The sequence below is a fragment of the Streptomyces sp. NBC_00203 genome, assembly GCF_045206325.1.
GTDB classification, from domain to species: domain Bacteria; phylum Actinomycetota; class Actinomycetes; order Streptomycetales; family Streptomycetaceae; genus Streptomyces; species Streptomyces lutosisoli.
In genome coordinates this window covers 508,572-534,615 of sequence record NZ_CP108126.1, presented here as the reverse complement: position 1 = coordinate 534,615, position 26,044 = coordinate 508,572, and the positions used below count along the sequence as shown (strand labels likewise).

At 69.2% G+C, this 26,044-nt stretch carries 25 protein-coding genes and 1 pseudogene; 8 read left to right on the top strand and 18 right to left on the bottom strand.

Annotated features, from left to right (window positions below; genetic code table 11):
* The first annotated feature begins 232 nt into the window (after positions 1–232).
* The 3 genes from OG975_RS02685 (at position 233) to OG975_RS02675 (ending at position 1,992) form a co-directional block, all read left to right on the top strand.
* Positions 233–781, top strand: a complete 549-nt coding sequence (locus OG975_RS02685) for a SigE family RNA polymerase sigma factor (RefSeq protein ID WP_406327100.1) — start codon at positions 233–235, stop codon at positions 779–781.
* Positions 778–1,494 carry a SecDF P1 head subdomain-containing protein gene (locus tag OG975_RS02680; protein ID WP_406327098.1) on the top strand — a complete coding sequence of 239 codons (717 nt, stop codon included), beginning with the start codon at positions 778–780 and terminating at the stop codon, positions 1,492–1,494. Before OG975_RS02685 ends, OG975_RS02680 begins: the two co-directional genes overlap by 4 nt.
* A 174-nt stretch (positions 1,495–1,668) precedes the next feature.
* Complete coding sequence (locus tag OG975_RS02675; protein ID WP_406327097.1) at positions 1,669–1,992, top strand: hypothetical protein; 324 nt, start codon at positions 1,669–1,671, stop codon at positions 1,990–1,992.
* 127 nt (positions 1,993–2,119) lie between these two features.
* Here the strand turns inward: OG975_RS02675 and OG975_RS02670 are convergent, their stop codons facing one another.
* On the bottom strand, positions 2,120–2,884 hold the full coding sequence (locus OG975_RS02670; RefSeq protein WP_406327095.1) for an alpha/beta hydrolase: 765 nt from the start codon (positions 2,882–2,884) through the stop codon (positions 2,120–2,122).
* A 411-nt stretch (positions 2,885–3,295) separates the two neighbouring features.
* Here OG975_RS02670 and OG975_RS02665 point away from each other — a divergent pair, with 411 nt between their 5' ends.
* On the top strand, positions 3,296–4,627 hold the full coding sequence (locus tag OG975_RS02665) for a cytochrome P450 (protein ID WP_406327094.1): 1,332 nt from the start codon (positions 3,296–3,298) through the stop codon (positions 4,625–4,627).
* A 283-nt stretch (positions 4,628–4,910) separates the two neighbouring features.
* Here the strand turns inward: OG975_RS02665 and OG975_RS02660 are convergent, their stop codons facing one another.
* Positions 4,911–6,968 carry a DUF1996 domain-containing protein gene (locus OG975_RS02660; protein WP_406327092.1) on the bottom strand — a complete coding sequence of 686 codons (2,058 nt, stop codon included), beginning with the start codon at positions 6,966–6,968 and terminating at the stop codon, positions 4,911–4,913.
* A gap of 280 nt (positions 6,969–7,248) precedes the next feature.
* Between OG975_RS02660 and OG975_RS02655 the strand changes: the two genes are divergently transcribed.
* Positions 7,249–8,196, top strand: coding sequence for a WD40 repeat domain-containing protein (locus OG975_RS02655; protein ID WP_406327090.1), 948 nt, complete (start codon positions 7,249–7,251; stop codon positions 8,194–8,196).
* Positions 8,197–8,509: 313 nt separating this feature from the next.
* On the opposite strand, the gene OG975_RS02650 is transcribed toward OG975_RS02655, so the two are convergent.
* Together OG975_RS02650 and OG975_RS02645 are read right to left on the bottom strand one after the other, a co-directional pair.
* Positions 8,510–8,923 carry a cytidine deaminase family protein gene (locus tag OG975_RS02650; protein ID WP_406327088.1) on the bottom strand — a complete coding sequence of 138 codons (414 nt, stop codon included), beginning with the start codon at positions 8,921–8,923 and terminating at the stop codon, positions 8,510–8,512.
* Positions 8,924–8,944: 21 nt separating this feature from the next.
* Positions 8,945–9,913: pseudogene (locus tag OG975_RS02645) on the bottom strand (IS630 family transposase); the annotation flags it as partial.
* Here OG975_RS02645 and OG975_RS02640 point away from each other — a divergent pair.
* Complete coding sequence (locus tag OG975_RS02640) at positions 9,912–10,556, top strand: ClpX C4-type zinc finger protein (protein ID WP_406327086.1); 645 nt, start codon at positions 9,912–9,914, stop codon at positions 10,554–10,556. The pseudogene OG975_RS02645 and the gene OG975_RS02640 overlap by 2 nt on opposite strands.
* On the opposite strand, the gene OG975_RS02635 is transcribed toward OG975_RS02640, so the two are convergent.
* The 12 genes from OG975_RS02635 to fabG all read right to left on the bottom strand — a co-directional run bounded on the left by OG975_RS02635 (position 10,468) and on the right by fabG (position 22,327).
* The gene (locus OG975_RS02635; RefSeq protein WP_406327085.1) at positions 10,468–11,559 is read right to left on the bottom strand and encodes a pentapeptide repeat-containing protein; all 1,092 of its coding nucleotides are present in this window, start codon (positions 11,557–11,559) and stop codon (positions 10,468–10,470) included. The genes OG975_RS02640 and OG975_RS02635 overlap by 89 nt on opposite strands.
* A 183-nt stretch (positions 11,560–11,742) precedes the next feature.
* On the bottom strand, positions 11,743–12,474 hold the full coding sequence (locus tag OG975_RS02630) for a DUF6082 family protein (protein WP_406327083.1): 732 nt from the start codon (positions 12,472–12,474) through the stop codon (positions 11,743–11,745).
* Between the two features lie 185 nt (positions 12,475–12,659).
* Positions 12,660–13,181 (bottom strand): DUF2199 domain-containing protein, encoded by a 522-nt coding sequence (locus tag OG975_RS02625; RefSeq protein WP_406327082.1) that lies wholly within the window; start codon positions 13,179–13,181, stop codon positions 12,660–12,662.
* Between the two features lie 142 nt (positions 13,182–13,323).
* Complete coding sequence (locus OG975_RS02620; RefSeq protein ID WP_406327081.1) at positions 13,324–14,649, bottom strand: protoporphyrinogen/coproporphyrinogen oxidase; 1,326 nt, start codon at positions 14,647–14,649, stop codon at positions 13,324–13,326.
* Positions 14,639–15,595 carry an alpha/beta fold hydrolase gene (locus OG975_RS02615; protein ID WP_406327079.1) on the bottom strand — a complete coding sequence of 319 codons (957 nt, stop codon included), beginning with the start codon at positions 15,593–15,595 and terminating at the stop codon, positions 14,639–14,641. Before OG975_RS02615 ends, OG975_RS02620 begins: the two co-directional genes overlap by 11 nt.
* Before the next feature lie 49 nt (positions 15,596–15,644).
* Positions 15,645–17,150, bottom strand: coding sequence for a coproporphyrinogen-III oxidase family protein (locus OG975_RS02610; RefSeq protein WP_406327078.1), 1,506 nt, complete (start codon positions 17,148–17,150; stop codon positions 15,645–15,647).
* On the bottom strand, positions 17,138–18,124 hold the full coding sequence (locus OG975_RS02605) for a 3-oxoacyl-ACP synthase III family protein (protein ID WP_406327076.1): 987 nt from the start codon (positions 18,122–18,124) through the stop codon (positions 17,138–17,140). The genes OG975_RS02610 and OG975_RS02605 overlap by 13 nt, the downstream gene beginning before the upstream one ends.
* Positions 18,121–19,158 (bottom strand): AfsA-related hotdog domain-containing protein, encoded by a 1,038-nt coding sequence (locus tag OG975_RS02600; protein WP_406327074.1) that lies wholly within the window; start codon positions 19,156–19,158, stop codon positions 18,121–18,123. The genes OG975_RS02605 and OG975_RS02600 overlap by 4 nt, the downstream gene beginning before the upstream one ends.
* Before the next feature lies 1 nt (position 19,159).
* Positions 19,160–19,999 (bottom strand): SDR family oxidoreductase, encoded by an 840-nt coding sequence (locus OG975_RS02595; protein ID WP_406327073.1) that lies wholly within the window; start codon positions 19,997–19,999, stop codon positions 19,160–19,162.
* Positions 19,996–21,216 carry a beta-ketoacyl-[acyl-carrier-protein] synthase family protein gene (locus tag OG975_RS02590; RefSeq protein ID WP_406327072.1) on the bottom strand — a complete coding sequence of 407 codons (1,221 nt, stop codon included), beginning with the start codon at positions 21,214–21,216 and terminating at the stop codon, positions 19,996–19,998. Before OG975_RS02590 ends, OG975_RS02595 begins: the two co-directional genes overlap by 4 nt.
* On the bottom strand, positions 21,216–21,470 hold the full coding sequence (locus OG975_RS02585) for an acyl carrier protein (RefSeq protein WP_406327071.1): 255 nt from the start codon (positions 21,468–21,470) through the stop codon (positions 21,216–21,218). Before OG975_RS02585 ends, OG975_RS02590 begins: the two co-directional genes overlap by 1 nt.
* 65 nt (positions 21,471–21,535) lie before the next feature.
* Positions 21,536–22,327 carry a 3-oxoacyl-ACP reductase FabG gene (gene fabG, locus OG975_RS02580; RefSeq protein WP_406327069.1) on the bottom strand — a complete coding sequence of 264 codons (792 nt, stop codon included), beginning with the start codon at positions 22,325–22,327 and terminating at the stop codon, positions 21,536–21,538.
* Positions 22,328–22,452: 125 nt separating this feature from the next.
* On the opposite strand from fabG, the gene OG975_RS02575 reads away from it, so the two are divergent.
* On the top strand, positions 22,453–23,280 hold the full coding sequence (locus OG975_RS02575) for an enoyl-CoA hydratase/isomerase family protein (protein ID WP_406327067.1): 828 nt from the start codon (positions 22,453–22,455) through the stop codon (positions 23,278–23,280).
* On the opposite strand, the gene OG975_RS02570 is transcribed toward OG975_RS02575, so the two are convergent.
* Entirely contained in the window at positions 23,234–24,679 is a 1,446-nt protein-coding gene (locus tag OG975_RS02570) for an MFS transporter (protein ID WP_406327065.1), read from the bottom strand. The two genes, OG975_RS02575 and OG975_RS02570, sit on opposite strands and share 47 nt — an antisense overlap.
* A 281-nt stretch (positions 24,680–24,960) precedes the next feature.
* Between OG975_RS02570 and OG975_RS02565 the strand changes: the two genes are divergently transcribed.
* Entirely contained in the window at positions 24,961–25,470 is a 510-nt protein-coding gene (locus tag OG975_RS02565) for a DinB family protein (RefSeq protein ID WP_406327063.1), read from the top strand.
* On the opposite strand, the gene OG975_RS02560 is transcribed toward OG975_RS02565, so the two are convergent.
* Positions 25,435–25,860, bottom strand: coding sequence for a helix-turn-helix domain-containing protein (locus OG975_RS02560; RefSeq protein WP_406327061.1), 426 nt, complete (start codon positions 25,858–25,860; stop codon positions 25,435–25,437). The genes OG975_RS02565 and OG975_RS02560 overlap by 36 nt on opposite strands.
* Between the last annotated feature and the right edge of the window lie 184 nt (positions 25,861–26,044).

Here is a 26,044-nt window from a genome sequence, read left to right as displayed (position 1 = left end):
CAGGAGATCTACAACGCCGAGGACCGCGCCCACGCCGATCCTGGTGCCGCTGGTCCGGACAGGCGCCAGGTTCGAGAACGGTGTCCTGGTCGAGCGACAGGACCAGGCCGCATGAACCGCCACGACGCTCCGCGCGAGGAGCCTGGCAGCGTCGTGGTCGAGAAAGTCTGACCGGCAGGGCAGTCGAACCCCCTTCCGTGCCCGTCTTTACCGGGGAACGAGGGAGGGCGCATTGAACGCCGACGAGGAACGCCAGTTCCGCGAGTTCGTGGCGGCGCGGTCGAGATCGCTGCTGCACACGGCCTACCTGCTGACCGGGGACTGGGAGCAGGGCCGTGACCTGCTCCAGACCGCGCTTGCCTCCACCGCTCGGCGTTGGTCGCAGCTGCGCGACCGGCAGCAGCCGGAGATCTATGTGCGCCGGGCGATTTACCACGCCCAGGTGGACCGCTTCCGACTACTCAGCTGGGGACGGGAGACGGTCACCGACACCCTGCCGGACCAGCCGTCCGCGCAGGTCGCCGACTGGGCCGACACCGTGGTCCAGCGGCAGGACATCATGGCCGCGCTGCGGCGGCTGCCCAAGCGCCAGCGCGCGGTGATTGTTCTGCGCTACTTCGAGGACAGGCCGGATACCGAGATCGCCGCGATTCTGGGCGTCGCCCAGGGGACGGTCCGCAGCCAGACCCACAAGGCCCTCGCCTCCCTCCGCACCACCTTGGCCGAGGCAGGGCCGTCGGCCTCCTCCTCCACTGCCTCAGGAAGAAGCGTCATCGCATGAACGACTCGACCGAACACCTGCTGCACGAAACGTTGCTGCACGATGCCTTGCACGCCCAGGTCCGGGAGAGCGGCGGTAATGCCGCCGGTCCCTATCTGGTCGGCCTGGCCGACGGCGCATTGCAGGTCGCCCGGCGGCGGCAGCGGCTGGCCCGCGCTGCGGTCGGCATCGCCGCCGCCGCCGTGGTCGCCACCGCCTGGGTGGCCGTCGCGGACGGCGCGACCCAGCATGCGCAGGTAGTTCAGCCCGCCGCAGGGGGCACTGGGAACACCGAGAAGGTGGCCCTGATCTCCATCCTGCCGGTCACCTCGTCCACGGAGCACGCCTGCACCCCTGGCAGCGGCGGCTACACCGTGCACGCGAGCGCGGCCCACCCGGCGTTCTGCATCCGCGCCGACCGGGCCAGGGGCATGGCCGACGTCCGTGTCACCTCCGCGAAGGCTGAGAAAAGCAGCATCGACGGCACCTGGCAGGTCGAGGTGACCCTCAGCTCCGCCGACCGGACCCGTTTCGCCGCCCTCACCGGCTCCATCGCCGCGGCCCCGTCCCCGCGCAACGGATTCGCCATCGTCATCGACGGCAAGCTCTGGGGCAACCCCTACGTGACCTCCTCGATCACCGGCGGCCGTCTCGAAATTGTGGGGGCCTTCGTCGGGGACCTCACCAGCGCCACCGCCCACGACCTCGCCCTCAGGCTGGATACCAGCAGGTGACCCGCATACCCTGTGACCTGCACTGATAGCCGGTGCAAGTCACACATCCCAGGCCCCCCCATGTCGCAGGGCAAACCCGACTTCTGGGAGACCGACTCCACCCACGGCGAGTAGTGGCGCCGGGCGAGCTTCCCGGCGCCTAAAGCCAACTCCTGCTATGGCGTTGACGAACCGGTGACCAAGGTGCGCGAGTCCGTCCTGCACTCGATCGGCGAGGCGTTCAACCACCACCGCCTGCCTTTGAACCTGGTCGAACCGCCGGCTGTGGCCATGCCGACGATGGGAAGCGAACCCCTCTCTCACACGATCCACATCCTCGGCGCCACGCGCGATTCGCAGGCCAGCCCGCTGATCGAGCCGTTCCTCAACCACCCCGACTCGGACGTGCGCGAGGAAACAGGAGTCGCAGCAGCCGAGATCACCGGATCCACCCGTGAGCCCGAAACCACAACTCTTGACGATTGCTCCACAACACGGCCGATCACAACCCTTCGTTGATGGCAGCGATGAAGACGGTGGCCTGGCGGGGCTTCAGTTGCGTGGATCCGTCAGGTGGATGCGCGGCCTCGACCCGGGCCGCGGTAGCGGCGTCCGGCTGGCAGGCCGGACGCCGCTACCGCTCACGTCAGGCCGGCGCGGCGACCGCTCGGCCGAGGTGCCGGGCGAAGAACCGGACCGCGCTGTCGGCCTCGAACCTGGGCAGTTCCTTGTGCCGGCCCGCGTTGGCGTGCAACGTCTTGTCCTTCGAGGCGAAGGCGTCGAACAGCGCGAGACCGGACTGGCGCGGGATGTGCTCGTCGTCCCACTGGAGCGCGAACTGGATGGGGATGGTGATCCGCTTCGCCGTTTCGGCCAGGGGATCGGGCCAGAAGAGACCGAAGACCGCGGCGGTGATCCTGGGTTCGATCGCCGTGAACGGCACTCCGATAGCTGTGCCCATGTTCAGGCCGAAGTAGCCGACCGGCCCTTCGGTGCCGATCTCCGGCAGTTCCTGGAGGGCGTCCAGGGTCGCCTGCCACTCGGGCACGGCGCGCTCTGCCAGGTGGGCGTTGTAGCGGACGACGATCGGGCCGACCGGCTCTCCCGCCGCCATCGCCCGCTGCATCACGGCGATCTCCTGCTCGTCGTGCGCCGTGCGCGGCCGGCCGCCGTGCCCGGGCGCGTCGATGCAGGCGACGTGGAAGCCGCAGCCGGTCACGAGGAGGTGTGCACGGCCCGTCATCGCCGGTGCCTTTTTGTGCGTGCCGCCGCCGTGGCCCATCAGCACCAGGGGCGCGCGATCGGCGCCGGATGCGGGCGACCAGAGGACTCCGGGGATGTCGCCCACGGTGAAGTCGCGTTCGACGACACCGTTCGACGATGTCTCCGCAGTGAACTGCACAGAATGCATAGGTTGTTGCCTTTCGGGAGTGCCTTGTTGTTGCGGCGCTCCCGGCGACATCTACGTCAATCGCCCGACCGTGACGAACTGGGGGAGCACCCACACGAATACAGCGTTCATGGGTCTCACCTCCTCGGGCGGTGTCTCGGTCGTCTGCAAGCTACCAGCGCGAACATCATCCCGCCCAACCCTTTTCCCCTATCCCGCCCAACCCTTTTTCCTGCCACGTGACCAGAGCTCCGGACAGGCCCCAGGAGCAGTGCAAGGAGACCAAGTGGAAAGGGTACGCCCGCCGTTGGAGCCATACCCGGACAGTTCCCGCGCCGAGGCGGGCTGTCACCGGATGTTCCTGCTCCCGTACAGTCCGTGGTGCCAGAGCTCCGTTACGGCCAAGCCCAGCGGTTGACCAGGAGAGGAAACATGGACACCGAAGCCAGTCTCGGCTCCCCTCCGTACGTTCCCGGAACGGGGCGGCCGGTTCCCGAAGCCGAGCCTGGAGTCGTGGAGCGGTGGCGATCAGGGGGAGGCGAACTGGTTGAGCTGCTGTCCCAGGTGCGCGAGCGGGTCGGCGGCATCGCCGCGTTCCGCCTCGGGCCGGCCCCCACCGTTCTCGTCACCGACCCGCGGGCGGTCCAGCACGTACTCGCCCGGCACCCGGAGCGGTACGTCAAGCGCTCACACCGTGCCCGTGTGCTGATCGGCGACGGCGTCCTCGCCGCCACGGGTACGGCGTGGAAGCGGCAACGCCGCTTGTTGCAGTCCCAGTTCACCGGTACCGGCATGCGCCGCTACGAACAGCGGATCACCGAGGCTGCCCGGACCACCGCCGGGCGCTGGGACGGGTACGCCCGTACCGGGCAGGCCCTCGATGTCGGGCGGGAGATGCGCCGCTTCGCCCTGGACGCCATCTGGCGTTCCCTTACCGGGCACCCTCTCCACGAAGAGACCGAGCGCGAATTGGCGGCCGTGGCAGCCGTGGCGGCCGCCCTTCCGACTCTGCCCGCTGATGTCACCGACGCCCAGGACGCCGTTGCCGCCGATCTCGCCCGGATCGATGCGGTTGCCCAGCACGCCATCGAGGCCGCCCGCAACGGGGCGGCCGGCCCCGACGGCCCCGGCCTGCTGCACGTCCTGATCGACGCCGCCACCGAGCGCCCCGAGTACACCGACCGGCTGATCCGCGACGAGCTGGTCACGTTGCTCGTGGCCGGGCACGAGACCACCGCCACCACCCTGACCTGGCTCTACCTGCTCCTCGACCGGAACCCCGCCGCACGCGAACAAGCTCTCGCCGCCGGCGACGAAGGCTCAGCGCAACGCCGCCAGGCCATCCAGGCCCTGGTCCACGAGACGCTCCGGCTCTACCCGTCCGCCTGGATCCTGCCCCGCCACGCCACCGAGGACGACATGCTTGCCGGTTACGCCGTCGAGGCGGGCACCGACATCTTGGTCTGCCCGTACCTCACGCACCGCGATCCCGAACTGTTGCCAGACCCAGAGCAATTCGACCCCCGGCGCTTCATCACCCCGGCCGGCCGGCCCACCCACCCAGGTGCCTATTTCCCCTTCGGTATCGGTCCCCGCGCCTGCCTCGGTCTGCAATTCGCGCTCCGTGAATCGACGGTCCTTCTCGAACACCTGCTGCCGGTCCACAGCGTGGCCTTCCACTCCACCCCGACGAAGGCGGTGTACGGCATCACCGTCCGCCCCGACGGGCCCACCCCCGCAACCCTGGCACCGCCACTCACCTGAAGCGGACGATGCGGGGAACGGACCAGAGAGGATCGCGAGCACAGGGATCCGGCTGGGGAGTGGTGGGACGGGCGTCGCGACGAGGAGGCAAGCCGTCGGCTGCCTCCCCTGAGCGCGCTGTTCCCCGTCTCCCAGGCGAGCTCTGGAACTTCATGCAGTTCGATCACGACCTGACGGTCATGCCGCGGGGGAGACCCGGCCTGTGCCTCGGAGCGGATCAGTGCATGAGCTCTCCCGAGCCAGTGCCCATCCAGCGGGTGGCGGCCGGCCACCCGCCAATGGGTCACACAGAGCCGCGCCTGATACGGCGCAGGAGCACCAAGCCCGCGATCACGAGAATCCCTCCGGCCGCAGCCGGCCACAGATTCGTGCCGGTGTCGGCCAGATCGCCCGTGACCGCTTGCGGTTCGGTCTGCGCCTGCGACGTGGACTGCGCCGTCGCCTGCGCGGACGGAGCGTCTACGCCCGCGGCCGGCGTCTGCCCGCGGTGGGTCGCTTCGCTGCTGTGGTCGTCGTCCGTGCCACCCTGCGGTGCGGCGGCCGCGTCGCTTCCTGCGGCCGAGGGCTTCGTGTCCGCCTTGGGTACCACGCCACCGTCGCCGGTGGCCGAGCCGCCGCCTGTCGGTTCGGTGCCGCGCGTACTGGTCGGGGGCGGCGGAGTCTGGGTGCCCGCGGGGGTGCCGGGGTCCGTCGCTTCGTCGCCACCGGACGAGGCGTCAGGACTCGGCGTCGGCTCGTCCTGCGACGGCTCAGCTGTGGCAGAACCGCCACCGCCACCGCCACCGTTGCCCGCACCGTCACCGTCACCGTCGTCGCCACCGCCGGCACCGTCGCCGCACTGTCGGCCGGAGTTGATGCAGTCCACCATCTCCCGCATGAGGGACGCGTCGAAGACGTTGATGAAGTCGTCGTGGTCGGTGATCGCCTTGTGCAGCTGCTCGGGGAACCCGTCCACGGCGTACGGGTTCTTCACTTGGCCGTTCTCGATGGTCGGCGCCGGAACGTCGTAGACCAGCCGCATGGTCAGCTGCGGAATCGCCTTGAAGCCGCCTGAGCAGTTGCCGTCGGCGTCGGTGAAGGCAACGTGCGCACGGTGGTTGGCGCTGTCGATGTTCTGACCGTCCCAGCAGCTCTGGAAGGCGAACGTCCGCACCACGCTGCTGCTCTGGGGACAGATCGGATACTTGTCCGTCAACTGCACCTTGTCCTCGAAGCCGGTGCAGCTCCAGTGGGCGTTGGCGTTCGCGGTGCCGTTGATGAACGCCTTCGCGTCGCCGGTGATGATGCGCAGGAACGTCGGCATCTCGACGACCTTGCTCTGCGGGTTGCCGATGAACTCGATCTGCGCCTGCTTTGCCTGCAGGACCTTCCCGACGTTGCCCTCCAGGCCGCCACCGTTCTTGTCGGCGTCGAACTCCTGCGTACCGTCCTGCAGCCGGACCACCGGCCAGTAGTACGTGGACTTGTCGCCCTGGTTCTGGCACGTGGTCGAGGCGTTGGCGAGATCGTCGTTGCTGGCGAACGCGTCGTTCGACTGGTTGCCGACGTAGTCGTGCAGGTGGTGGGCGCCGTTGGCGACACCGGGCGCCACGATCACGTTGTCGGTGTTGAACTTCTTGTTGGCGTTCACACCACACGAACTGGTGAACGTGCCGGTCGAGGCGTCGCCGCCGCTGCGCGGCTTCTGCTGCACGTTCGGCTGAACCGTCGTGATGTCCACGAAGTCCGCGGCGACGGGACTGCTGACGCCGTTCGCGTTGCCGCCCTGCTGCCCGTTGTTCTGATTGCCGTTGTTGTTCTGCTGCTGGCCGTTGTCGCTCTGGCCACCCGCGTTGTTCTGGGCCTGGTCGGCGGGGATCGCGGTGCAAGAGGCGAGACCGTCGAGGGAATTCGGCGCCTCGGCGCCCGCGTCCTTGAAGCCGGTTTTGATGCGGTCGATGACCGCGCCCCGCTTCTCGTTCAGCGGGCCGAGGATCGAGTTCTGCACGAAGTTCGCATCCTCCGCCTGTGCCTGCTGCGTCGAGGCCAGTCGGGCATACGCTTCGGAGATCTGCTCGTCGAGGAGGGCGAGTTGCTTGTCGGTGTCCGCCCTCGCTTGCTGCGGCACCTCCGTGAGTTGGCTGCCCACGTCGGGGCAGTCGATCGTGGCGGCTCCCGATGCCCGGGTCTGGTTACTGCCAGTCGGGTTCCCCTCCTGACTGGGCGCGCCGCCCCAGCCTCCTTCCGTCGCTGAAGCGTAGACGTTGACCGCTACCAGCCCACCTCCGCCCAATATCAGCGCGGCTGCGGCAAATGTCGCGCGACGCGCACCCGTGGGGCGTCTGCGTGTGTTGCGTCTCACGTGTGTGCTCCTACGCTTCGTAGCAGGCGAGGCATGAAAATCCCCCGTCCCATACGTAGATGAGCCCGGTCGCGTTCAATCGCCTCACAGATTCACAGCAGCCTCATATCCGGGTTCCAGGCGATCATGGCCTCGGAGCCTCGGGCGCTCCCGAGCAATGGCATGAAGCAGCCCACGTTCTTCCCTCGCAGGCCGGCACTTCGTTGAGGCGGGGCGCCAGGGAGAGAGGGTTCGGTTTGAGAGAGGCAGGGCCTTGGTGGGCTACGGAATCAACGTACGGATGGGCGACTTGCCTCAGCGGCGGGCCGAGCGTACGCGGCTGGTGTTCGACTGCGTCCAGTCCGTCGAGGGGGTGGCAGTCGTCGGCGTGGACGACGCCGATGGAGCGTTCGTACGCCTCGAGGGGCTTCCGGACATGCCCGATCCGAGAGTGTGCGGCCTGAGTTCCGACGGCACGAAGATCCTGTTCAACTCCTCGCGTGAGTTCGACACTTCTCTCACTCGGTTGTGCCTACTGCATCTGCCCACTGGAGATGAGACGTGGCGTGAGCTCACGGCGCACACGCCTCGCGATACCGCGATCGCCCTTTCACCGGACGGTGGCAGCATCGCTGTCCTGTCCGACGCCGAGCGAGAGGAAGCAGACGGCCCCGGGCGGGCATGCCTGGATGTGGTCGACATCGCTTCGGGAACCTGTGAACGCTTGTGGACCTCGCCGACGCAATCATGGAGCAGTTGGGAGTGCGGCGTCGTCTGGTCGCCGGACGGGCAGCTGATCTCGATCACGCATATGTGCTTCGACCACAAGGCCAGTGACGATGACTGGGAAACGGTCGTCGTCATCGACGCCGCCACAGGCGCCGCGCTGCACCGGCTCGACTTCCACGGCCACGTGGGCTGGCTCAACAACCGTGACCTGCTCACCTGGACGTTCGACCCCGAGGTGACCGTCCTCGACACGGGTTCCGGCGCACTGCGGAATATCGAGATTCCCTGGGATCCCGGCCAATCCTCCGGAGGTACAGCCGGCGCCCTGCACGACCGGATCGTCGTATACCGGGGCTTCAACCACGGCCCTTACGCGTATGTCCAGACCGATCCGTCTGGACAGGACATACGGCCGTTGTTCACCACCGACGTACCACCGGGGGACCTCTTCCTCGCCTCAGACACCCAGCCCCTTGACCACCTGGGCCAAGCCCGACCCGGCACGGGTTCGGCCGCGTAGTCGTGCCGGGGGTAAGCCTGACGCGCATCCCGCCCGGACTCGCCGTCGGATTCCCGACGGTAGGAGCCCCGAGGAAACGGCATGATCCTGAACTCGTCCCACAGCCGTGAGAGCAGGTCCGGCTTCGGTTCGCCCATGCCGGTGAGCATGCCTCACGAACAGGCTTCCGGAAACGAGCTTTCCGACGCGCAGGGGCATCTGGTTCGCGACGACGTCGCAGGGCGGCGACGCCGTGGCTGCACAACCTGGTGCCGCATCAGACAACGTTCGCCCTGTTGTCGGCCGGCGGTGCCAGCTCGAGTTGAGTGGCGGTTTATTCGGCGTCGAGCTGGTGGTCGGCCCAGACGTAGCTTTCGGGGAGCAAGTCGGTGATAAGGACGGTTCGGACGCGGTCGTCTTCGCCGACGATGACCTTGAGGGCGGGGAAGTAGTCGAGAAGGACCTGACGGCACCGGCCGCACGGGGGGACAACCCCCCGGTCGCGGTCGCCCACGGCGACGATCGTGTCCAGCTCATAGGCGCCCTGGGCGGCTGCCGCGCCGATGAGGACCAGCTCGGCGCAGGGGCCTCCGGTGAAGTGGTAGGCGTTCACCGCCGTGACGATCCGGCCGTCCTGAGCGCGGGCCGCGGCTGCCATGGTGTGGTTGTCGCCCCGGCAGCGAGTGCGAGCGACGTGCGCCGCGGCCTCGATGAGTTCGTGGTCGACGGGGTGGGTCTGCGTGGTCATCTTGTCTGCCTTCGTCAGGTGTCAGGCGACGTTGACGCGAGTGACGAGGGCGCGCAAGCGAATATCGGCAGTGTGCTTGTTCCGCCGGATGATGTAGCGGCGGATCATGCTGCCGTGTTCCTTGTGGCTGGCGTGGTCGGTGCCGTCCAGAGCGAAGTACCGCAGGGCGGTGAACTGGGCCTCGATCCGTTCAGCCACGAGCTGGCGGTAGGCGTGTAGGCGAACTCGACGTTGCTGGCTACGGCCCATTCACCGACCCGGGTGTCCTTCTTCGTGGTCAAGTGCGGGGAGAAGCTGTCGAGCACGATCGCGATCCGGACCTTGGGCGGGTAGAGGCTGCGCAAGTAGCGGCAGAACCCCAGGAATTTCGTGGGGTTCTTCTTCGGCTTGATGTGCCCGTAGAGCCTGTCCTTGCCCAGGTCGTATGCGGCCAAGCAGGTGTCTGACCCCGTGCGGGCGGGTGTAGGTCGCCCGGCGTCGGGGCCTCGGCTCCCAGTCGGGGTCCTTGTGCTACCCGCCGATCTCGGCCCACTGCCGACCGGAGTGGGGCTGGAGGTTGAGCGGGCCGAACTCGTCCAGGCAGAAGACGACTTCGGGCTCGCCGTCCTCGGGTATGACCTCGCCGTCAGCGATGGCGTAGAGGTGCTCGGCTCGGGCCTTCTTGGCGGCATAGTTGGGGTCGTGGGAGGTCTTCCAGGTCGTTATGCGTTGAAACGAGACGCTCTCCTCGCTGAGCAGGATGCGCAGACCCTCGTGGCTGATGTCGTCGACCACCCCCTCGGAGACCAGGAAGTCGGCCAGTTCGGCCAGGCTCCAGGTCGAAAACGGTAGGCCGTGCTTGGCCGGCTTGGACTTGGCGATCTTCTTGATCTCGCGCCGCTTGGGCAAGGTGAATGTCCTTGGCCGACCGCCTTTGTACTTCGAGTAGAGCGAATCGAAGCCGTCGGCATTGAAGTTGTGGATCACGTCCCGGACCCGGTCCCCGCTGGTGGCTCGGTGTTCCTTCTGCGGCAAGCCGAACACCGGTGTCGACAAGCTGGTCGTCGGCGCTGGAGCGTACATCTGCAACGAGTGCGTGGCTCTGTCCGCGTCGATCATCGACGGGAGCCTCAATACCCCCGCAGGATCGGACGTGCCCGTGTGGGAGTCGCTGACCGATGAGGAGATGCTTAGCCGCATTCCGCGCGTCGCCGCGCACATCGACCAGGCCGAGGCTGACCTCCGCGCGTGGGCGCAGGAACTGCGCCGGCGCAGCATCACCTGGGTCAGGATCGGGGAAGCTCTCGGGATCACCCGCCAGTCCGCGAAGGAGCGGTTCTCCGGCGAGGAGCGACGCGATTTGTGTCAACCCGCCTGTGTCCGGGGGCGGGTCAGGACCCGCCAGACCCTCACAGATGCCGACGCGGCGGCCGCGACCGATCCACCGATCACGGACAGCAGGTCCGCTTGCCCGTTACTGAGACACGCTCCTAGCCCTCACCGGATGAGTTGGTCCCACCACAACGCCTCATCGGTGCGAGCGGTTGTGCCCCTCTGTCCGTGCGTCACGGCATGGATCGCAGCGGGGGGTGCTGCGCCGTTATCCCAGGCGGCTGGAGCAGCGGCGGGGGCTCAGGGCCGGGGTCCTCGGTGACGACGATGCCGGCGGCCGCATGGTCGAAGTCGGCGGGCCAGCGGGTGTGAGCGCTGGCCCGGGCGCCGGTCAGGCGGGCCTGGAGAAGGTCGGCCGTGCTCAAGTCGGTGCCGCGCAGGTCGGCCAGGCGCAGGTCGGCCCGGCGGAAGATCGCACCGCGCGCGTTAGCCTTGCGGAGGTTCGCCTCGCGCAGGTCGGCCCCGGTGAAGTCGGAGTCCCGCAGATCCGTCTCGGCCAGCCGCGCACCGCGCAGGTCGGCCAGTGCACAGCGGGCCCGGCGGAGGATCGCGGTCTTGAGGTCGGCGTGCCGCAGGTTGACCGAGACCAGGGACGCCTGGGTCAGGTTGGCGTGGTACAGGCCCGCTGCCTCCATGCAGGAGCGGTCGAGATTGACCTCCGGCAGCCACAGCCCGTCGCAGTCGGCCCGTCGCAAGTCGGTGGCGCTGAGATTGACCCAGGACTTCTCCCGGCGCTGGCACAGCACGCCGAGGCCGGTCAGTGCCACCTGCGAGTCGGCGGCACGGGCCTCCAGCGGTGCAATGTCGTTAATGGGCACGTCCGCAGCCGGCGCCTCCGGCCCGGTGGGCGGCCAGGGCAGGTGCGTCCGCAGATACGCGGCCTGGATGGAGATGACGGCCTCGCGGTCACGAGCGGACTGCTCCGCGACCCGCCACAGCGCGTGGAGCCCGCCGACGCGCACATCCAGTTTGTCGCTGCCGAGCTGATCGACGGCCCGGCTGAACCGGTCGGTGACGTAGCCCTCCTGGGTAGCACGCAAGCCATCCTGGCTGACCCGAAGTTGCCGCCAGGTGGCATACGCGCCGAAGAGCACCACCAGGCCGCCGATCACCTGCAGGAGAGTTGTCCGGACTTCGTTCACGGCCTTCAGCCGATCCTGCGGCGTGACGACAGCCCCGGCGAGATCGTGGTCGACCACCACACCCGGCAGAACGACGAAAACGGTTCCCAGAACGGTCAGTCCCACCGCCCCGAGCAGTGCCACGACCGCACGACGACCCACCGGCCGCTCGCGCCACGGCCGACGCCCATGATCCGGTTCCCCCATGGCCCGGGAGCCTAGACGCACCTCAGAAAGCGATCAAGATGCGCCAAGTGGTGCAGCAGTACTGAGGAGTTCTGCAACTACACCAGCCACACTGCGATCATCTCGCATGCGACCGACACCCTAACGTCGCCTGCGCACCAGCGATCCGAGCGCCAGGCCGGCGCCGAGGCCGATCAACGCGCCCACCGATGTCCGCAACGCGGGCGACGCACCCGCGCCGGGCACGGCAGGCGGACGGGAGGCAAGGGGCGAGCGAGTCGGCGGTCCGGAGGCGACAGCCCGAGCATGCTCCTCGCCCACAACGGCCAGGAAGCGACGACCGACACGGCTTCCGGACGAACTGGCGATCCACGAGGTGTGGGCCCTGCTCCAGTAGTGCCGCCCGGCCTCTCCGGTGAACATCCCGGCGAGCATGTCCCGCAGCAGACTCTCGCGTATGGTCCCGATCTCGAAGCCCATCCACGCGTAGTTCATCATGAGGTCGGCGTAGACATGCCGCTTCTGCTCGTGAGGATCGATGATGTCCGTGTCGCCCCAAACGGGCTGGAAGAGCGCCATGTCGTCGAGTTCCAGGCGGACCAGCTCAAGGTAGTAGCTGCGGATCCCCTGGACCTGGTCCGCCCTGGCCTGCCGGTTCTGAACGATCAGGGAAATGGCGACTCCGGCCAATGCCAGCGCCGAGACGATCGCCGACGTGAAGCCGTACGCCGCGCCGATCTGGCTCAACCTGTTCCAGTCCACGCCCCTGGAGCCGGACATCTCCTCCAGCGCGAAAGGCGACAACAGCACCACCGTCAACGCAGCCGCCGCGGCGGCGATCAGCCCCAGAGCTCTACCGGCTCGGCGAGCCACCGATGCCGCATCCGCGGACCCATGACGAATTATCAGGTCGATCACCCCCAGGCGCGCCTGCCCCAGTGACTAGGCCGAGCCTGGGGCAGCCTACTTCCAGCCCGTGCGCTCGACATCGCCTGCCTGCACAACCTCACACTTGCCGGACAGGCGGGCAGCCCGCAGTAGGGCGGAGCGATGCCAGGTCAGGCGTTTCCGCTCTTCGGATGCAGGACTGCCTCGGCGATCTCTCGGACACGGTCCATGGTGATGCCGGTCCGCTGTTCGACCGCGAGGGGGTGGTCAGTGGGCTCCAGCTCGATGAACGGACGGCGGCCGACAGGACGCGTGTGAGCGTGCGTTTTCAGGTTGGTGGTGCTGGGTGAGTAGAGCCCCAACTCGGTGGTCAGCCAGCCGAAATAGGGGGGTTCGGCTTCTCGGCCGGGTGCCTCCCAGAGGTCGAGGGTACGGGCGAAGTTGTCCCTGCTGAGGGAGACCCAGACACCCCAGGAGAAGACGTCATCGCTGTCGACCACGGGTATCTCGATCAGGCCTCTGATGAAAAAGTGCGCGTTCTTGATGATGCACTGGTCTGAGGAGAGCATGCTGGCGGAATCCTCTGCAAAGCTCTCGGACCAGACGTCGGGCGCCATGGTGGAGAACCCCATCGGGAGTTCTGCATGGTATTCACCGCAGCAGGAGCAGGTGAAGCCGAGATCGTTAGCCATGGCCGGGAGCTTAACGACGTGCTGCACCACCGATCCGGACGGGTGACGGCAGGCTGGGCCGGACATGTGCTGGACGATCCGCCGGCGTCGGACGGTAACCGGGCAGTGGCCTGGAGGGCTCCTGCCGCCGCCCGGCCGGTGGTCAGGGAATTCTGGGGGTGAGAGTGCGGATGACGGCGTCCGTGCGCTCGTACGCCGCTCGGAAGCAGGCCTCGATGGAGGCTCCCCGGACGTAGTCGCCGGTCAGGGTCAGCCCGGCGAGCTCCTTCGACAGGGTGTTGATCTTCGTCAGGGTCGAGGAGTGGAAGGGGGAGTAGGCGCACAGGCCGTGCTCCCAGCGGGCGGTCACCGCCCCGGTGCGCCGTGGGGTGGTGAGGTCGAGATGGGCGCCGAGTTCCTTCTCGGCGAGCGTGATCAGGTCGTCGTTCCCGGGGGGCAGGGAGCGGGCGGCGCGGCCGCTGAAGGTGTAGCGCACGATGTGCCGGTCGGTCACGCCGTACGCTCCGGCGTTGCTCAGGGGGCAGTCGGGCGGAAACGTGAGGGCCCGGACCCGTTCGTCGAACACCGGGCGGTCGTACTCCGCGATGACGACGGCGACAGGGAAGTACCGTACGGCGCCCAGCTGTTCAGCCAGCGCGGGCTGGTGTTCGGCTGTCAGGGCGGCGGCTGCGGGTGCCGGCACGGCGAGTACGACGGCGTCGGCGGTCAGCGTGAGCTGCTCCCCGGCCTCGGTGGTGGCACGCACTCCGGTGACACGGCCGGAGTCCACCGTCAGGCCCGTGACGCGGGTGGCGGTATGGGTGGCGATCTGCCCGCGGAAGCCGTCGAGCAGCGGGGTGAAGCCGTGGGTCAGCTGGTCGAAGCTGTCGAGCAGCATGCCGAGGTTGGTGCCGAAGTTCCCCAGATGGGTTTCGTCGGGTTCGGCGCCGTTCATGCGCACCACGGCCGGGCGGACCAGGCGCTGCCGCAGCGTCGTGCCGAAGTACTCGGCCAGCGACGGGTCGCCCGTGCGGGCCGCGAGACGGTCGAAGTCGGGGCCCGAGCAGAAGGCGTTCGCCCGCTCCCGCCGGGTGTACCAGGCCAGCCGCAGGATTCTGGCGAGGTCGCGCGGGGGGATGCCGCGCAGCAGGCCGTAGACACTCGCTGCTCTGCCGGTGCTGTCGACGGTCCGGAGACGGCTGTCCTCGATGCGGGAGGAGTTGATGCCGAAGTGCTCGAAGTCGGATGCCCCGAGGCCGAGTTCGGCGGCGAACTCCCGGAAGTGGGTGTACTTGCGGCCGATGTTCTTGCCGCCGAGCGTGACGGTACGCGAGCCCAGCGATGTCTGGGCGGACCGCCCGCCGAGTGTGGGCCGGTCGTCGATGAGGACCGGCCGGAGACCGTGGCGGTGCAGCCGCCAGGCGGTGGCGATGCCTGACCACCCGCCGCCCACGACGATCACATCGGCGACGTCGCGTTCACTGTTCATCGGGTGCGCCCCCGTTCCGGCGGTCCGTGGCGGAGTGTGTCGTCTTCAGCACCCACTCGGCGAGGTGGGCGCTCAGCGCGGCGTTGTGGCGTACCCACCGGAAGTGGTCGATGTGTTTGCCGCCCGCGGCCTCCCCGGTGTACTGCCAGCGGTCGAGTGCGGTCCGGGGAACCTTGGAGAGCAGATGCTCGCGGGCGCCGGCCGGGGCCAGCACGTCGTTGTCGACGCCGATCGCGAGGAGCGGCAGGGCGAGTTCACCAAGCGCCCGCTCGTAGTCGACGGTGCTGCCCTTGACGCGATAGACGCCGGTACGGCCCTGCCGGGCCCAGTCGCGCATGACACCGGTCGCCTCGTTGCCGCCGAAGCCGAAACGTTTGCCGGGCCAGTAGCCGATCAGGGTGGCGAGCGTGGCGAAGATCTGGCTCGCCACGAGGTTGCGGACGGCGCGCAGTCCGCCGAAGCCGCGGTACCAGACCGAGCCGCTGGCGACCAGGGCCAGGGCATCGATCCCGTCGGGGGCCGTCGCCGCGTGCAACAGCGCGAGCTGGCCGCCGAGGCTGTGGCCGACCAGCACCACGGGCGCCCCGGGGAGTGCGGAGCGTACCGCCGCGAGCACCGCCGGCAGGTCCTCCTCGACCATCTCGCGGTATCCGAACCGGGTGCCCCTGGTCACCGCGGGGAGGGCTTCGCCGTGCCCGCGCAGGTCCACCGTCACCACGGTCAGGCCCTCGCGCAGCAGGGCCCGCGCCAGCGGCAGATAGAACCGGGCGGCCGCGCCCATCGCGGGCAGCAGTACGGCGACGGGGCGGCCGGGTTCCGGATGGCGGAGCACTCGGGCCACGAGGACCACGCCGTCCGACGACTGGACCCGGGTCAGCACCGGCGGCGGTTGTGGGGTGGTGCCCGCCCCTTCCTCGCTGACGCTGTCCGGGGTCTCGCCGTTCATGTCTCACACCTCTCGGAAGATGTCGGGGCACGTCGTGGAGCGGGTGGCGCTACTTCATCAGCCGGGGGTACTCCGCGTCGTGCTCCTTGATGTAGACGGTCTCCGTCGTCACCGCGAAGCGGTCCTCGTTGTCGAAGTCCTGCCGGGACTCGGTGAGGTGGTTCATCAGCACCTCGCCCTTGGTGTTGAGCGTGTGGCGCAGATAGTCGGTCTGGAGGTTGCCGTGCCAGATCACGCCGAGCTTGTTGACGGTGAACCGGTCGCCCTCGTCGTCGATGACCCCGGAGGCCAGGTGTCCGTCGAGCACGGCGCGCACGCGCGCGAAGGTGTCCTCGTCGACCTCCGCGGCGAAGTCGGCCAGGAGTTCCTTGTCCAGGGACTTGTAGCGGGGGAACATGACCATGACCCGGTCGAGCACGCCTTCGTACCCGATCGACTGGAGGGTCTCGGTGGAGGCGCCCTGTTCGTCGACGTTGCGCTGCCAGTCGTCGACCTTCTCCGGGTTGATCGACACCATGTCGCGGAGGTTGCCGCGCGCCGCGCAGCCCACGCCGATGATGTCCTGCCGTGCGCAGTGCGCCGTCTGGTACACGGACCGCTCCGGACGCTTGGACCAGGTCTCGGCGATGGTGTTGTGGTAGCCCGCGCCGCTGAGCCTGTCGTACAGGTGCTCGCGCATGGCCAGCAACTGCCAGGGGCTGCCCGGCTGTTCGACGCGGCCGTCCATGATCATCTTGTGCAGCGGGCGGTAGGGCAGGTAGATCGTGGTGAAGAGGTCGATCTCCGTCGGGTCGTAGCAGTCGAGCAGCTCGGTGAGCTCGGCCTGGAACCCTTCCAGGGTCTGGCCCGGCAGGTCGTACATCATGTCGACACAGGTGTCCGCGGTGTAGCCGATGTCGCGCATGCGGTTGAAGACCGCGTCCACGTCGTCCCGGGTGTCGAGCCGTCCGATCTTGCGGTGGATCTTCTCGTTGAGGGTCTCGATGCCGAACGTGACGCGGTCCCAGCCGTGGTCCTTGAGCACCTCCAGCAGGCCGGGGCGGCGAAGGGTGCGCGGCTCTCCGGTGAAGCTCTTCTCGATCGAGTCGAAGTTCGGGACGACCTTGCGCAGATGCTCGCTCAGCCGCTCCACGGCGGACACCGGCAGCGTGGACGGGCTGCCGCCGCCGATGTAGATGCCGGTGAACTCCCTTGCCTGGACGTACGGCTGGCGCATGTACCAGTCGATTTCCTTGATCAGGTAGTCGGTGTACTTCTCCAGGCGCTCGGAGTCCTGTTTCGGGTAGTGGAACCGGTTGAAGTTGCAGTAGTGGCAGAACGACTTGCAGTACGGAACATGGATGTACATCATGATCCGGTCGTTCAGATTGCCGCCCGGGTCCTGAAGGCTCTTGATGTTCTCCACGACCTGCTCGCGCGCGACCTGATGCCAGTCCATCGTGGCGAAGTTGGGCATGATGTAGTGCGAGACGGTCATGACGCCGTCGAACGGAACGGGGCGTGAGGGACTGTCGCCGAGGTAGTAGTTCTCGGAGTCACGGGTCACGTCGGACATGTTTCCTCCTGGGTCTGAACTGCCGTGTTGGGCGTTGCCTTCCAGCGGATGACGCCGGCTCCCCACACGAAGCCGGCGCCGAAAGCCGCCATGACGATCCGGTCCCCGGGACGCAGCCGTCCGGCACCGCGGGCCTGCCACAGCGCGAACGGAATGGACGCCGACGAGGTGTTGCCGACCTTGTCGATACTGATCTGGGAGCGCGCCTGGGGAATGTCGAGTGCGGCGGCGACCGCCCGCAGGATGCGCACGTTCGCCTGGTGGCCGATGAAACAGTCGATGTCGGCCGTGGTCAGTCCGCACTCGGCGAGCACCTTGCGGGTCTGCCCGGCCATGGTGTCCACGGCGAACTCGTACACTTCGCGGCCGCTCATCCGCAGGACCCGGTCCTCCAGGTCTGCGTACAGCAGGTCGGTGTGCCTGCCGTCCGAGCCGAGCAGGAAACGTGGCCGCTCGCTGCCGTCCGCCCCGGTCGAGGAGAGCACCACGGCTCCCGCCGCGTCACCGAACAGCACGGCCGTCGAACGGTCGGTGCGGTCGGTGATCCGGGACAGTGCTTCCGCCGCACACACCAGGACGCAGTGGGCCCGGCCCGTCTCGATCAGTGCGCAGCCGTAGTCGAGTGCGTAGAGGAAGCCCGCGCAGGCCGCGTTGAGGTCGAGTGCCGGTGGCCCCGGTGCACCCAGACGGGTCGCGAGTTCGGGCGCGATACCGGGGGTTACGCGGTCGGGTGTGACGGTGGAGACCACGACGTGGTCGATCTCGTGAGCGCTGCGCCCGGCGTCGGCGAGGGCCTCTCGTGACGCCTGCTCGGCCAGGTCGGCGAGGGTCTCGCCGGGGCCCAGCCAGTGGCGGGTGTGGATGCCGGTGCGCTTGACGATCCACTCGTGCGAGGTGTCGAGCGGGGCGAAGTGGTCGTTGCCGAGTACGGCGGAGGGCAGGGCAGCCCCGACACCGGCGATGGTCACGGTCATGAGGTGTCCTTCGGCTCTGGCTCGCCCGCACCGTCCGGCGGGTCCGGTACGGAGACAACCGCGATCTCCAACAGCGCCGCTGTCGTGCCGCGTTGCTCCACCACGACCTCGACCGTCGAATCCGGTGTGAGCCGGGCCCGGCACACCACCGGGTCCGCGAGATCCGCGAACTCCTGGAAGCGGGCGTGGCAGGAGGTGGCGAGCAGGCGGGTGGCCGGAACCCGATGGATGTGGGACCAGGTGGCCAGCGCGAGTTGACGGCCCGCCTCCAGCAGGAGCATGCCGGGCAGATGGTCCAGCGGATGGTCGAAGAAGACGGGGTCGTCCGGATCGAACACGAGGTCCGCCTCGGCTTCGGCCCCGTTCGTCCGCAGGCCGCCGATGACGACGTTGCGGGGGTCGTTCCTGCCGACCGAGGGCGGGTCGGCGCGCGCCGGGTTCGTGGCGCGCACTGGCTCCCCGGGCATGGGCTTCCCGGGCATGGGCTCCTTGGGTAAGGGCTCCCCGGGTAAGGCGTCGTCCGTTCGCAGGATCTCGTACGCGTCGGCGGCCAGGAAGAGCAGCGTGCCGGAGAACCGGGCGGCCTCCCGGTCCCCGATCCGGCAGAGGGCGGTCCCCTCCAGGGTGCGCACCGATCCGTCGCGTCGCCGTCGCAGTCGCGCGACATGCAGCTCCACCAGCAGGTCGGCGGGGACGCGGGGGATGCGTACCGCCTCCGGATCGGTGAACTCGATCCTCAGGTCGCTGAGCACGAACCGGCTGTCGAGCGGAACCTCCAACAACTCGTGGACGATGGCCTCGACGGTCTGCCGGGCAGCCTCGCCGACGAGCAGGAGGTCGAAGTACGGGACGGTCGTGTCGTTGTAGTGGCGGTGCAGCCGGGGGAGTTGGGCCGAGCCGAGCAGCCGGTCACCGGCCCGGGCCACGGCGGTGGTGAGCACCTGCTCGACGGCCCGCTTGTGGACCAGTTGTTTCGGTACGGTCCGGTCGGTGGACAGGACCGGAGCAGGCGCCTGCACCGTGTGGGCGGTCATCTCAACTCCCCTTGGTGGCACGGTCGGTGGCCAGATCGTGGTCGTCGCGCGCCGCCAGGCCCATACCGGCGCCGCGCATGCCGCCATCCGCGTGGATCACTTCGCCGGTGATGCCGCGCGCCAGTTCGGAGAGCAGGAACAGCACGGGCCCCACCACGACGTCCGCCGCCGCGGCCGCGCTGTTCCAGCCCAGGGGCGCGTCATGCTCCCACCGCCGGTTGAGCGCTTCGAACGTGGAGACGCCGCGCCCCGAGACGGTCTCGACAGGGCCCGTCGCCACCAGGTTGACGCGGATCCCCTGCGGGCCCAGGTAGAGGGCGAGATAGCGGCAGACCGACTCCAGGGCGGCCTTGGCCACGCCCATCCAGTCGTAGCCCGGCCAGGCCACCGACGCGTCGAAGTCGAGGCCCACGACGCTGCCGCGCCCCGGGCTGCGCACCAGGAGCGGCGAGAGAGCGGTGGCCAGCGCGTGCAGGGACACCGCGCTGGTACGGAACGCCGCTTCGGCGCTCTGTGCCGGCGCCGTGAGGAACGTACCGCCGATGGCGTCGGGCGGGGCGCCCGCGATGGCATGGACGACACCGTCCAGGCACTGCCAGCGCTCGCCCACGGCCGAGGCGAGCAGCGGGAAGTCCTCCGGTCGGGACGCGTCCAGTTCCAGGACTTCCGCGGGCCGGGGCAGATCGGCGGCCGCGAGTTCGGTGATACGCCGACTGCGCCCATAGCTCGTCAACATGACCTCGGCATCGGCCAGTTGGAGGGCGTGGGCGATGTGCCAGGCGATGGAGTCGCCGCTCAGTACGCCGGTGACCAGGTAGCGACGACCGGACAGACGGATCATGGTGAGCCCTCTTCCGGGCACGTGCGCAGCACGAGTGCCGCATTGTGGCCGCCGAAGCCGAAGGACGTGGAGAGCGCGGTCAGTGGTCCGGCCGTGCCGGCGGCGAGAGGGCGGGCGGTCCGGATGTGCGCGACCGCGCCCAGTTCGGGATCCGGCGTGCGCAGACCGACCGTCGGCGGCGCGAGCCGGTGGCGCAGCGCCATGACCGTGGCGACCGCTTCCACCGCGCCGGCGGCGCCGAGCAGATGACCGATGGCCGACTTGGTCGAGGACAGCGGGATGTCCGCCATGAGCGGGCCGAGACTGCGGCGCAGCGCCACCACCTCGGCGTGGTCGTTGAGAGCGGTCCCGGTGCCGTGGGCGTTGATGTAGTGCAGATCGCCGGGGGCCGTACCGGCATCGGCGAGCGCACGGTCGACGGCGCGCGCGGCTCCTTCGCCGGTCGGTTCCGGAGCAGTCAGGTGATGGGCGTCGCTGCTGGCCCCGTATCCGGCAAGCTCCACGAGCGGTCTCGCACCACGGGCCCGGGCCGCCCCGGCATCCTCCAGTACGAGGATCCCCGCGCCCTCACCGAGCAGGAACCCGTCGCGGTCGCGGTCGAACGGCACGGAGGTGCCCGACGGCGAGAGCGCGCCCGCGTTGAGGAAGGCGGCGCGCACGATCGCCGAGGTCGCGGCCTCCGACCCGCCCACCACGACGGCGTCGGCCTCGCCGCACCGGATCAGGCGCAGCCCGGCGCCGATGGCCTGGGCGGCGGCGGAGCACGCGGAGATGACGCAGTGGCTCTCGCCGCGCAGCCCGTATCGCAGGGCGATCTGGGCGGCCGCCGCGTTGGCCATCATCATCGGGACCATGAGCGGCGACACGGACTCCGCACCCTCCTCGGCGAGCACATCCTGCTGGGCCTCGAAGGTGCCCAGGCCGCCCACGCCCGAGCCGATGACGCAGGCCACCCGCTCCGGTGCGTACGGAAGTCCGCCCGCCCAGCCCGCCTGGGCGAGCGCCTCCTGCGCGGCCACGATCGCGAACTGGGAGAACCGGTCGGTTCTGCGCGCCTCACGCCGGGTGAGGGCCGCGGCGGGGTCGAAGTCCAGGCATCGTCCCTCACCCCCGACCAGCCCGCTCTGTCCGGCGACGGCCCGCCGGTGAAGTGCTTCGGCGCCGGTACCGAGCGGGGTGACGGCGCCCACGCCGGTGACGACGACGGATCGTGGCATCAGAGACCCGCAGTAGCGAACATGACGTCGAGCGCCTCACCGACCGTCTTGACGTCGTCCATGTCCTTGGGACGGACATGGACGCCGAACCTCTTCTTCACCGACTGGCCGAGTTCGACGAGATCGAGGGAGTCGATCTCCAGATCGTCGAAGGCGGCGTCCAGGGTGATCGCGTCGGGATCGGCGCCGAAGTCCGCGAGTGACTCCAGGACGAATGCGGTGAGGGACTCGCGCGTGGCAGTCGTGGTGGTCATGGGAATCTCTCCGATCTGTTGGGGGGTGTGGTGGCGGTGCGTACGGGCTTGGTGGGCGCTGGTGATCAGTCCCGGGGCACCTGGGGAACGAACGCGGCCGCGGAGAGGCCGCCGTCGACGGTCAGCGTGGTGCCGGTCACGTATCCGGCCTCGGGCGAGGTCAGGAAGCGGACGCAGGCGGCGATCTCGGCGGGCTGGGCGGCCCGGCGTACGGGGATCGCGGTGCGGGCGGCGCGTTCGAGGAATGCGACGTCACGTACGAGATCCGTCTCGACCAGGCCGGGTGCCAGAGCGTTCACCGTGATGCCACGGCGGGCGACCTCCACCGCGACGGACCGGGTGAGACCCTCCAGACCCGCTTTGGCGGCGGCGTAGTTGGCGACCCCTGGCAGGGACTGCCGGCCGAGTACCGAGCCCATGTTGACGATGCGGCCGAAGCGGGCCCGGGACATGCCGGACAGCGCCCGTCGCATGGTGCGGTAGACCGCGCTCAGGTTGGTGTCGAGCACCGGGTGCCAGTCGCTGTCGTCCATGGCGGCGAACACCTGGTCGGATCTGATGCCCGCGTTGTTCACCAGGACGAGCACTGGCCCGTAGGCCTCCTCGGCGGCCGTGAAGAGCTCTTCCACGGCTGCCGGGTCGGTGACGTCCGCCCGGAACGCGAAGGCGGTGCCGCCCGACTCCTGGATGGCCGCCACGGTCTGCTTCGCGCCCGTCTCGTCCTGCCGGTAGCCCACGACGACCGGCCGGTGCGTGCCGGCCAGGTCGCGGGCGACGGCGGCGCCGATGCCGCGTGAGGCACCGGTCACCAGGGCACAGCCGTCCGGTAACGGCCGTGGCAGGGCGTCGTTCGGCATCGATCTCCCCCGTGCGATAGCGCCTGTCGGTGCGAACAGCGCTGCAATGTAGGCCAGGGATCTTGAAATGTCATCAGCAAACTGACGGCTTGTCAGTCGTGGGCGGGCTCCCTACGCTCCCTTTCATGACACAGTCGGAGGGGGAGATGCCCGACGGGCTTCCCTGTGTGCGGGTGCGAACTCAGGATCGTATCGCCGTGCTGACGCTGAACCGCCCGGCGGCGGGCAACGCGATGAACACCGGGCTGCTGGAGGAACTCCTCGCCGCCCTCGAGAAGTTGGCGGCCGATCCGGAGCTGCGCGGCGTGCTGATCACCGGTGCGGGGAAGGCCTTCTCGCTCGGCGGCGACATCCGCGAGTACCGGCGGATGCTGTCCTCGGACGACTTCGACTCCGTCGCGTACGGCGACCGGCTCACGTCACTGCTCGCCGGGGTCGTCCGCTCGGTGCGGGGCATCGGCTGCCCGGTCCTCGCCGCGGTCAACGGGCAGGCGGCGGGGGCCGGTTTCTCGCTGGCGCTCGCCTGCGACTTCCGGCTGGCGACCCGCAAGGCCTCGTTCCACTTTGCGTACGGCGCGATCGGCGCGTCCACCGATGCGGGGATGGCCTGGTTCCTGCCGCGGATCGTCGGCTACCCGCGCGCCCTCGAACTCCTCCTGGAGCAGCCCGTACTCCGGGCCGCGCAGGCGCAGCGGGAGGGACTGGTCAGCGCCATAGTGGAGCCGGGGGAACTGATCGAAACGGGCCTGAAGAGGCTGCGCGACCTGGCGGACGCGGCGCCCCACTCGATCCGCAGTGCCAAGCGCCTGCTCGACCGCAGCCTGTCCAGCGGTCTCGAAGAATGTCTCGAAGCGGAGCGCCAGGACTTCGCCGCCGGAGTCGCCTCCCGGGACATGCGGCACGGGATCACTGCCCTGCTCGACGGAGAGTGGCCCGACTTCCAGGGGCGCTGACGGCATCGGCCCGCTCGGGGCTCTGGCGGCCCGTCCGTGCCCCGAGGCAGAGGGTGAGCGCGATCGCCGGCACCGTGCAGGCGGCGGCGAACAGCCAGCCCTGCTGCAGGGCGTGGCGCAGAGACTGCGGCCCGGGCGTTCCCACCACGGCCACCAGCAGGGCGACACCGAACACCGCGCCGGTCTGCCGTGCCGTGGAGTTACCGGCCGTGCCGATGGCGAAGCGCGCCGCCGGAACCTCGGCGAGCGCCGCGGCGCCCAGCGCGGGCAGGGCCGCTCCGGCGCCGAGGCCGGTGAGCGCGCTGACCGGCAGCCACTGGGTGACGAAGTGCGGGTGCGGGCCGATCCAGGTCGCGTACAGGCAGGTGCCCACCGCGAAGACGATCAGTCCGGCGGCGCAGACCGCCCGGGTTCCATAACGGCGTGCGAGCCGCTCGGTGGGCAGCGCGACCAGGGTGGCGGCGATGGGGGCGGGGGTGACCGCCAGCCCCGTACGCAGGGGTGAGTAGCCCCATATGGAGGTCAGGTACAGCACGTTGCACAGCAGCGTCGCGAAGAAGGCGACCGCGAAGACCAGCGAGGCGGCGTTGGCCACGGAGAAAGAGCGCAGCCGCAGCAGGGCCGGATCCACCACCGGAGCCGGATGCCGGGCGGAGCGCCACACCACGAAGCCCAGCGCCACGACGGCCAGTGCCAGCGCACCGAGTGTCGTCGCCCCGGTCCACCCCCAGTCGCCGCCCTTGACCGCGGCGACGGCCAGGGCCCCGACGCCGGCCCCGAGGGCGACGGCGCCCACGAGGTCCGGGAACGGCAGCCCGCGCGGTTCCCGGCTCTCCCCGAGCACCCGCCACCCGAGGGCGGCCGCGACGATGCCCAACGGCAGATTGACCAGGAACACCAGCTCCCAGCACTTCACGTCGACCAGCACACCGCCCACCGAAGGGCCGATGCCGGCCGCGGCGGCAGAGGTCGCACCGTAGGCGGCTACGGCCGCGGCCCGGCGCTCGACGGGGAAGACGGCCATGAGCAGAGCCAGAGACGTCGGTACGAGCAGCGCCCCTCCCATCGCCTGGACGACCCGGGCCGCGACGAGCACCGGCAGACTGCCCGCCAGCGCGCACCAGCACGAGGCCAGAGTGAACAGCGCCAGCCCCAGCAGGAACGAGCGTTTGCGACCCCAACGGTCGGCCAGCCGCCCGAACGGCATGAGGAAGGCGGCGAAAGCGACGTTGTAGGCGTTCAGCACCCACGAAAGGTCGCCCAGGGAATCGTCCGGAAACGACCGGGCGATGTCCGGAATGGCGATGTTCACGATCGTCGCGTCCAGGAACGCCATGAAGGCCGCGACGAGGGTGACAGCGGCAACGAGCCTGCGTCGCGTGGGCGGTTGACTGCTCACATGACCTCACCATGAGTCTGCGGAGGAAGTCGCGCCTGCCCCAGAGGAGCCCACAGAATGTATGACGACCCGTCAGCTTCAGCAAGGGGCCCCTTGACGCGCGCGGACGTTGTCCGTGCGCTGACGCGGTGAGGCCGGCCTGCCGGCCGACTGGCGACCCCCGACGGGGGGAGCGGGCGTCGTTCAACTGGCCGCAACTCTGGGAGCAGGTCGTCGTACGGGGACGGCGAACGGGAGTGGATACTGGCCCTGAATGCAGGCGCGAATGAGGAGCACGGTCAGTGACCAGCGACAACCGCATAGGACCGCCCAATTTTGGCAGCGAACGCGACATGCTGCGGGCTTTTCTCGACTATCACCGCGCGACCCTCGCCATGAAGTGCGAAGGGCTTACCGACGAGGAGTTGCGACAGCAGTCGATGCCGCCGTCGACGCTCTCGCTGCTGGGCCTGGTGCGGCATATGGCGGAGGTCGAGCGTGCTTGGTTCCGGCGGGTGTTCGAGGACAACGATGCGCCCATGGTCTGGTCCGACAAGATCGACTTCCAGGCGGCGTACGACGCGAGCGCGTCGACCCGGAGTGAGGCGTTCGAAGCCTGGGAGGCCGAGGTGGAGAACTCGCGCCGTATCGAGAGGGAGGCTGAGTCCATGGACCTGGCCGGATATCAGCCAAGATGGGAGGAGGAGGTGTCGCTGCGGATGGTGATGGTGCACGTGCTCCTGGAGTACGGCCGCCACAACGGGCACGCGGACTTTCTACGTGAGGGTGTCGACGGGACCGTGGGCGCCTGAGTCCGCAGGGTCCACCGGTCTCCGGTGCAGTCCGAGTTGTCGCTGTGGACGCGTGCGGCCGACCACGTACAGGGGGTTGGGGCGCGGGCTCTCCGGCGGCAGCTCGGTACCGGCAGGCACGGACCGGCTGCATCCGGCCGTTGGTGCGGCCGGCTGCCCGTCGGCACAGGTGGCGAGGTCCCGCAGGTGCTTGTGTTCGGCCTCGCCCGGGCGAAGAGCGCGGGCGAGGGCGTCGACGACGGAGGGGCTGGGGCGGGTCTCCGTGCCGCGTTCGAGTCGTGCGTAGTAGTCATTGCTGATCCCGGCGAGGGTGGCCACTTCCTCGCGGCGCGGGCCGGGCGTGCGGCGCGGCCCGCCGCTGACCGGCAGACCGACGTCGTCGGGTGTCACCGGGAGCGGCGGGCGCGCAGGAAACGCCCCAGCTCGGTACCGCCGCTGCCACCGCCGTGCTGCTCACGTTCCATGCTTTTCAGCGCGGCAGCCCCGTGACCCCTCCGGGTCTGCGTGCTGAGTGCCGTCGCCACTCCCGCCGGCCACATCGGCAGCCGGCCGCGCCTCCGGTTGAGGCAGGGCG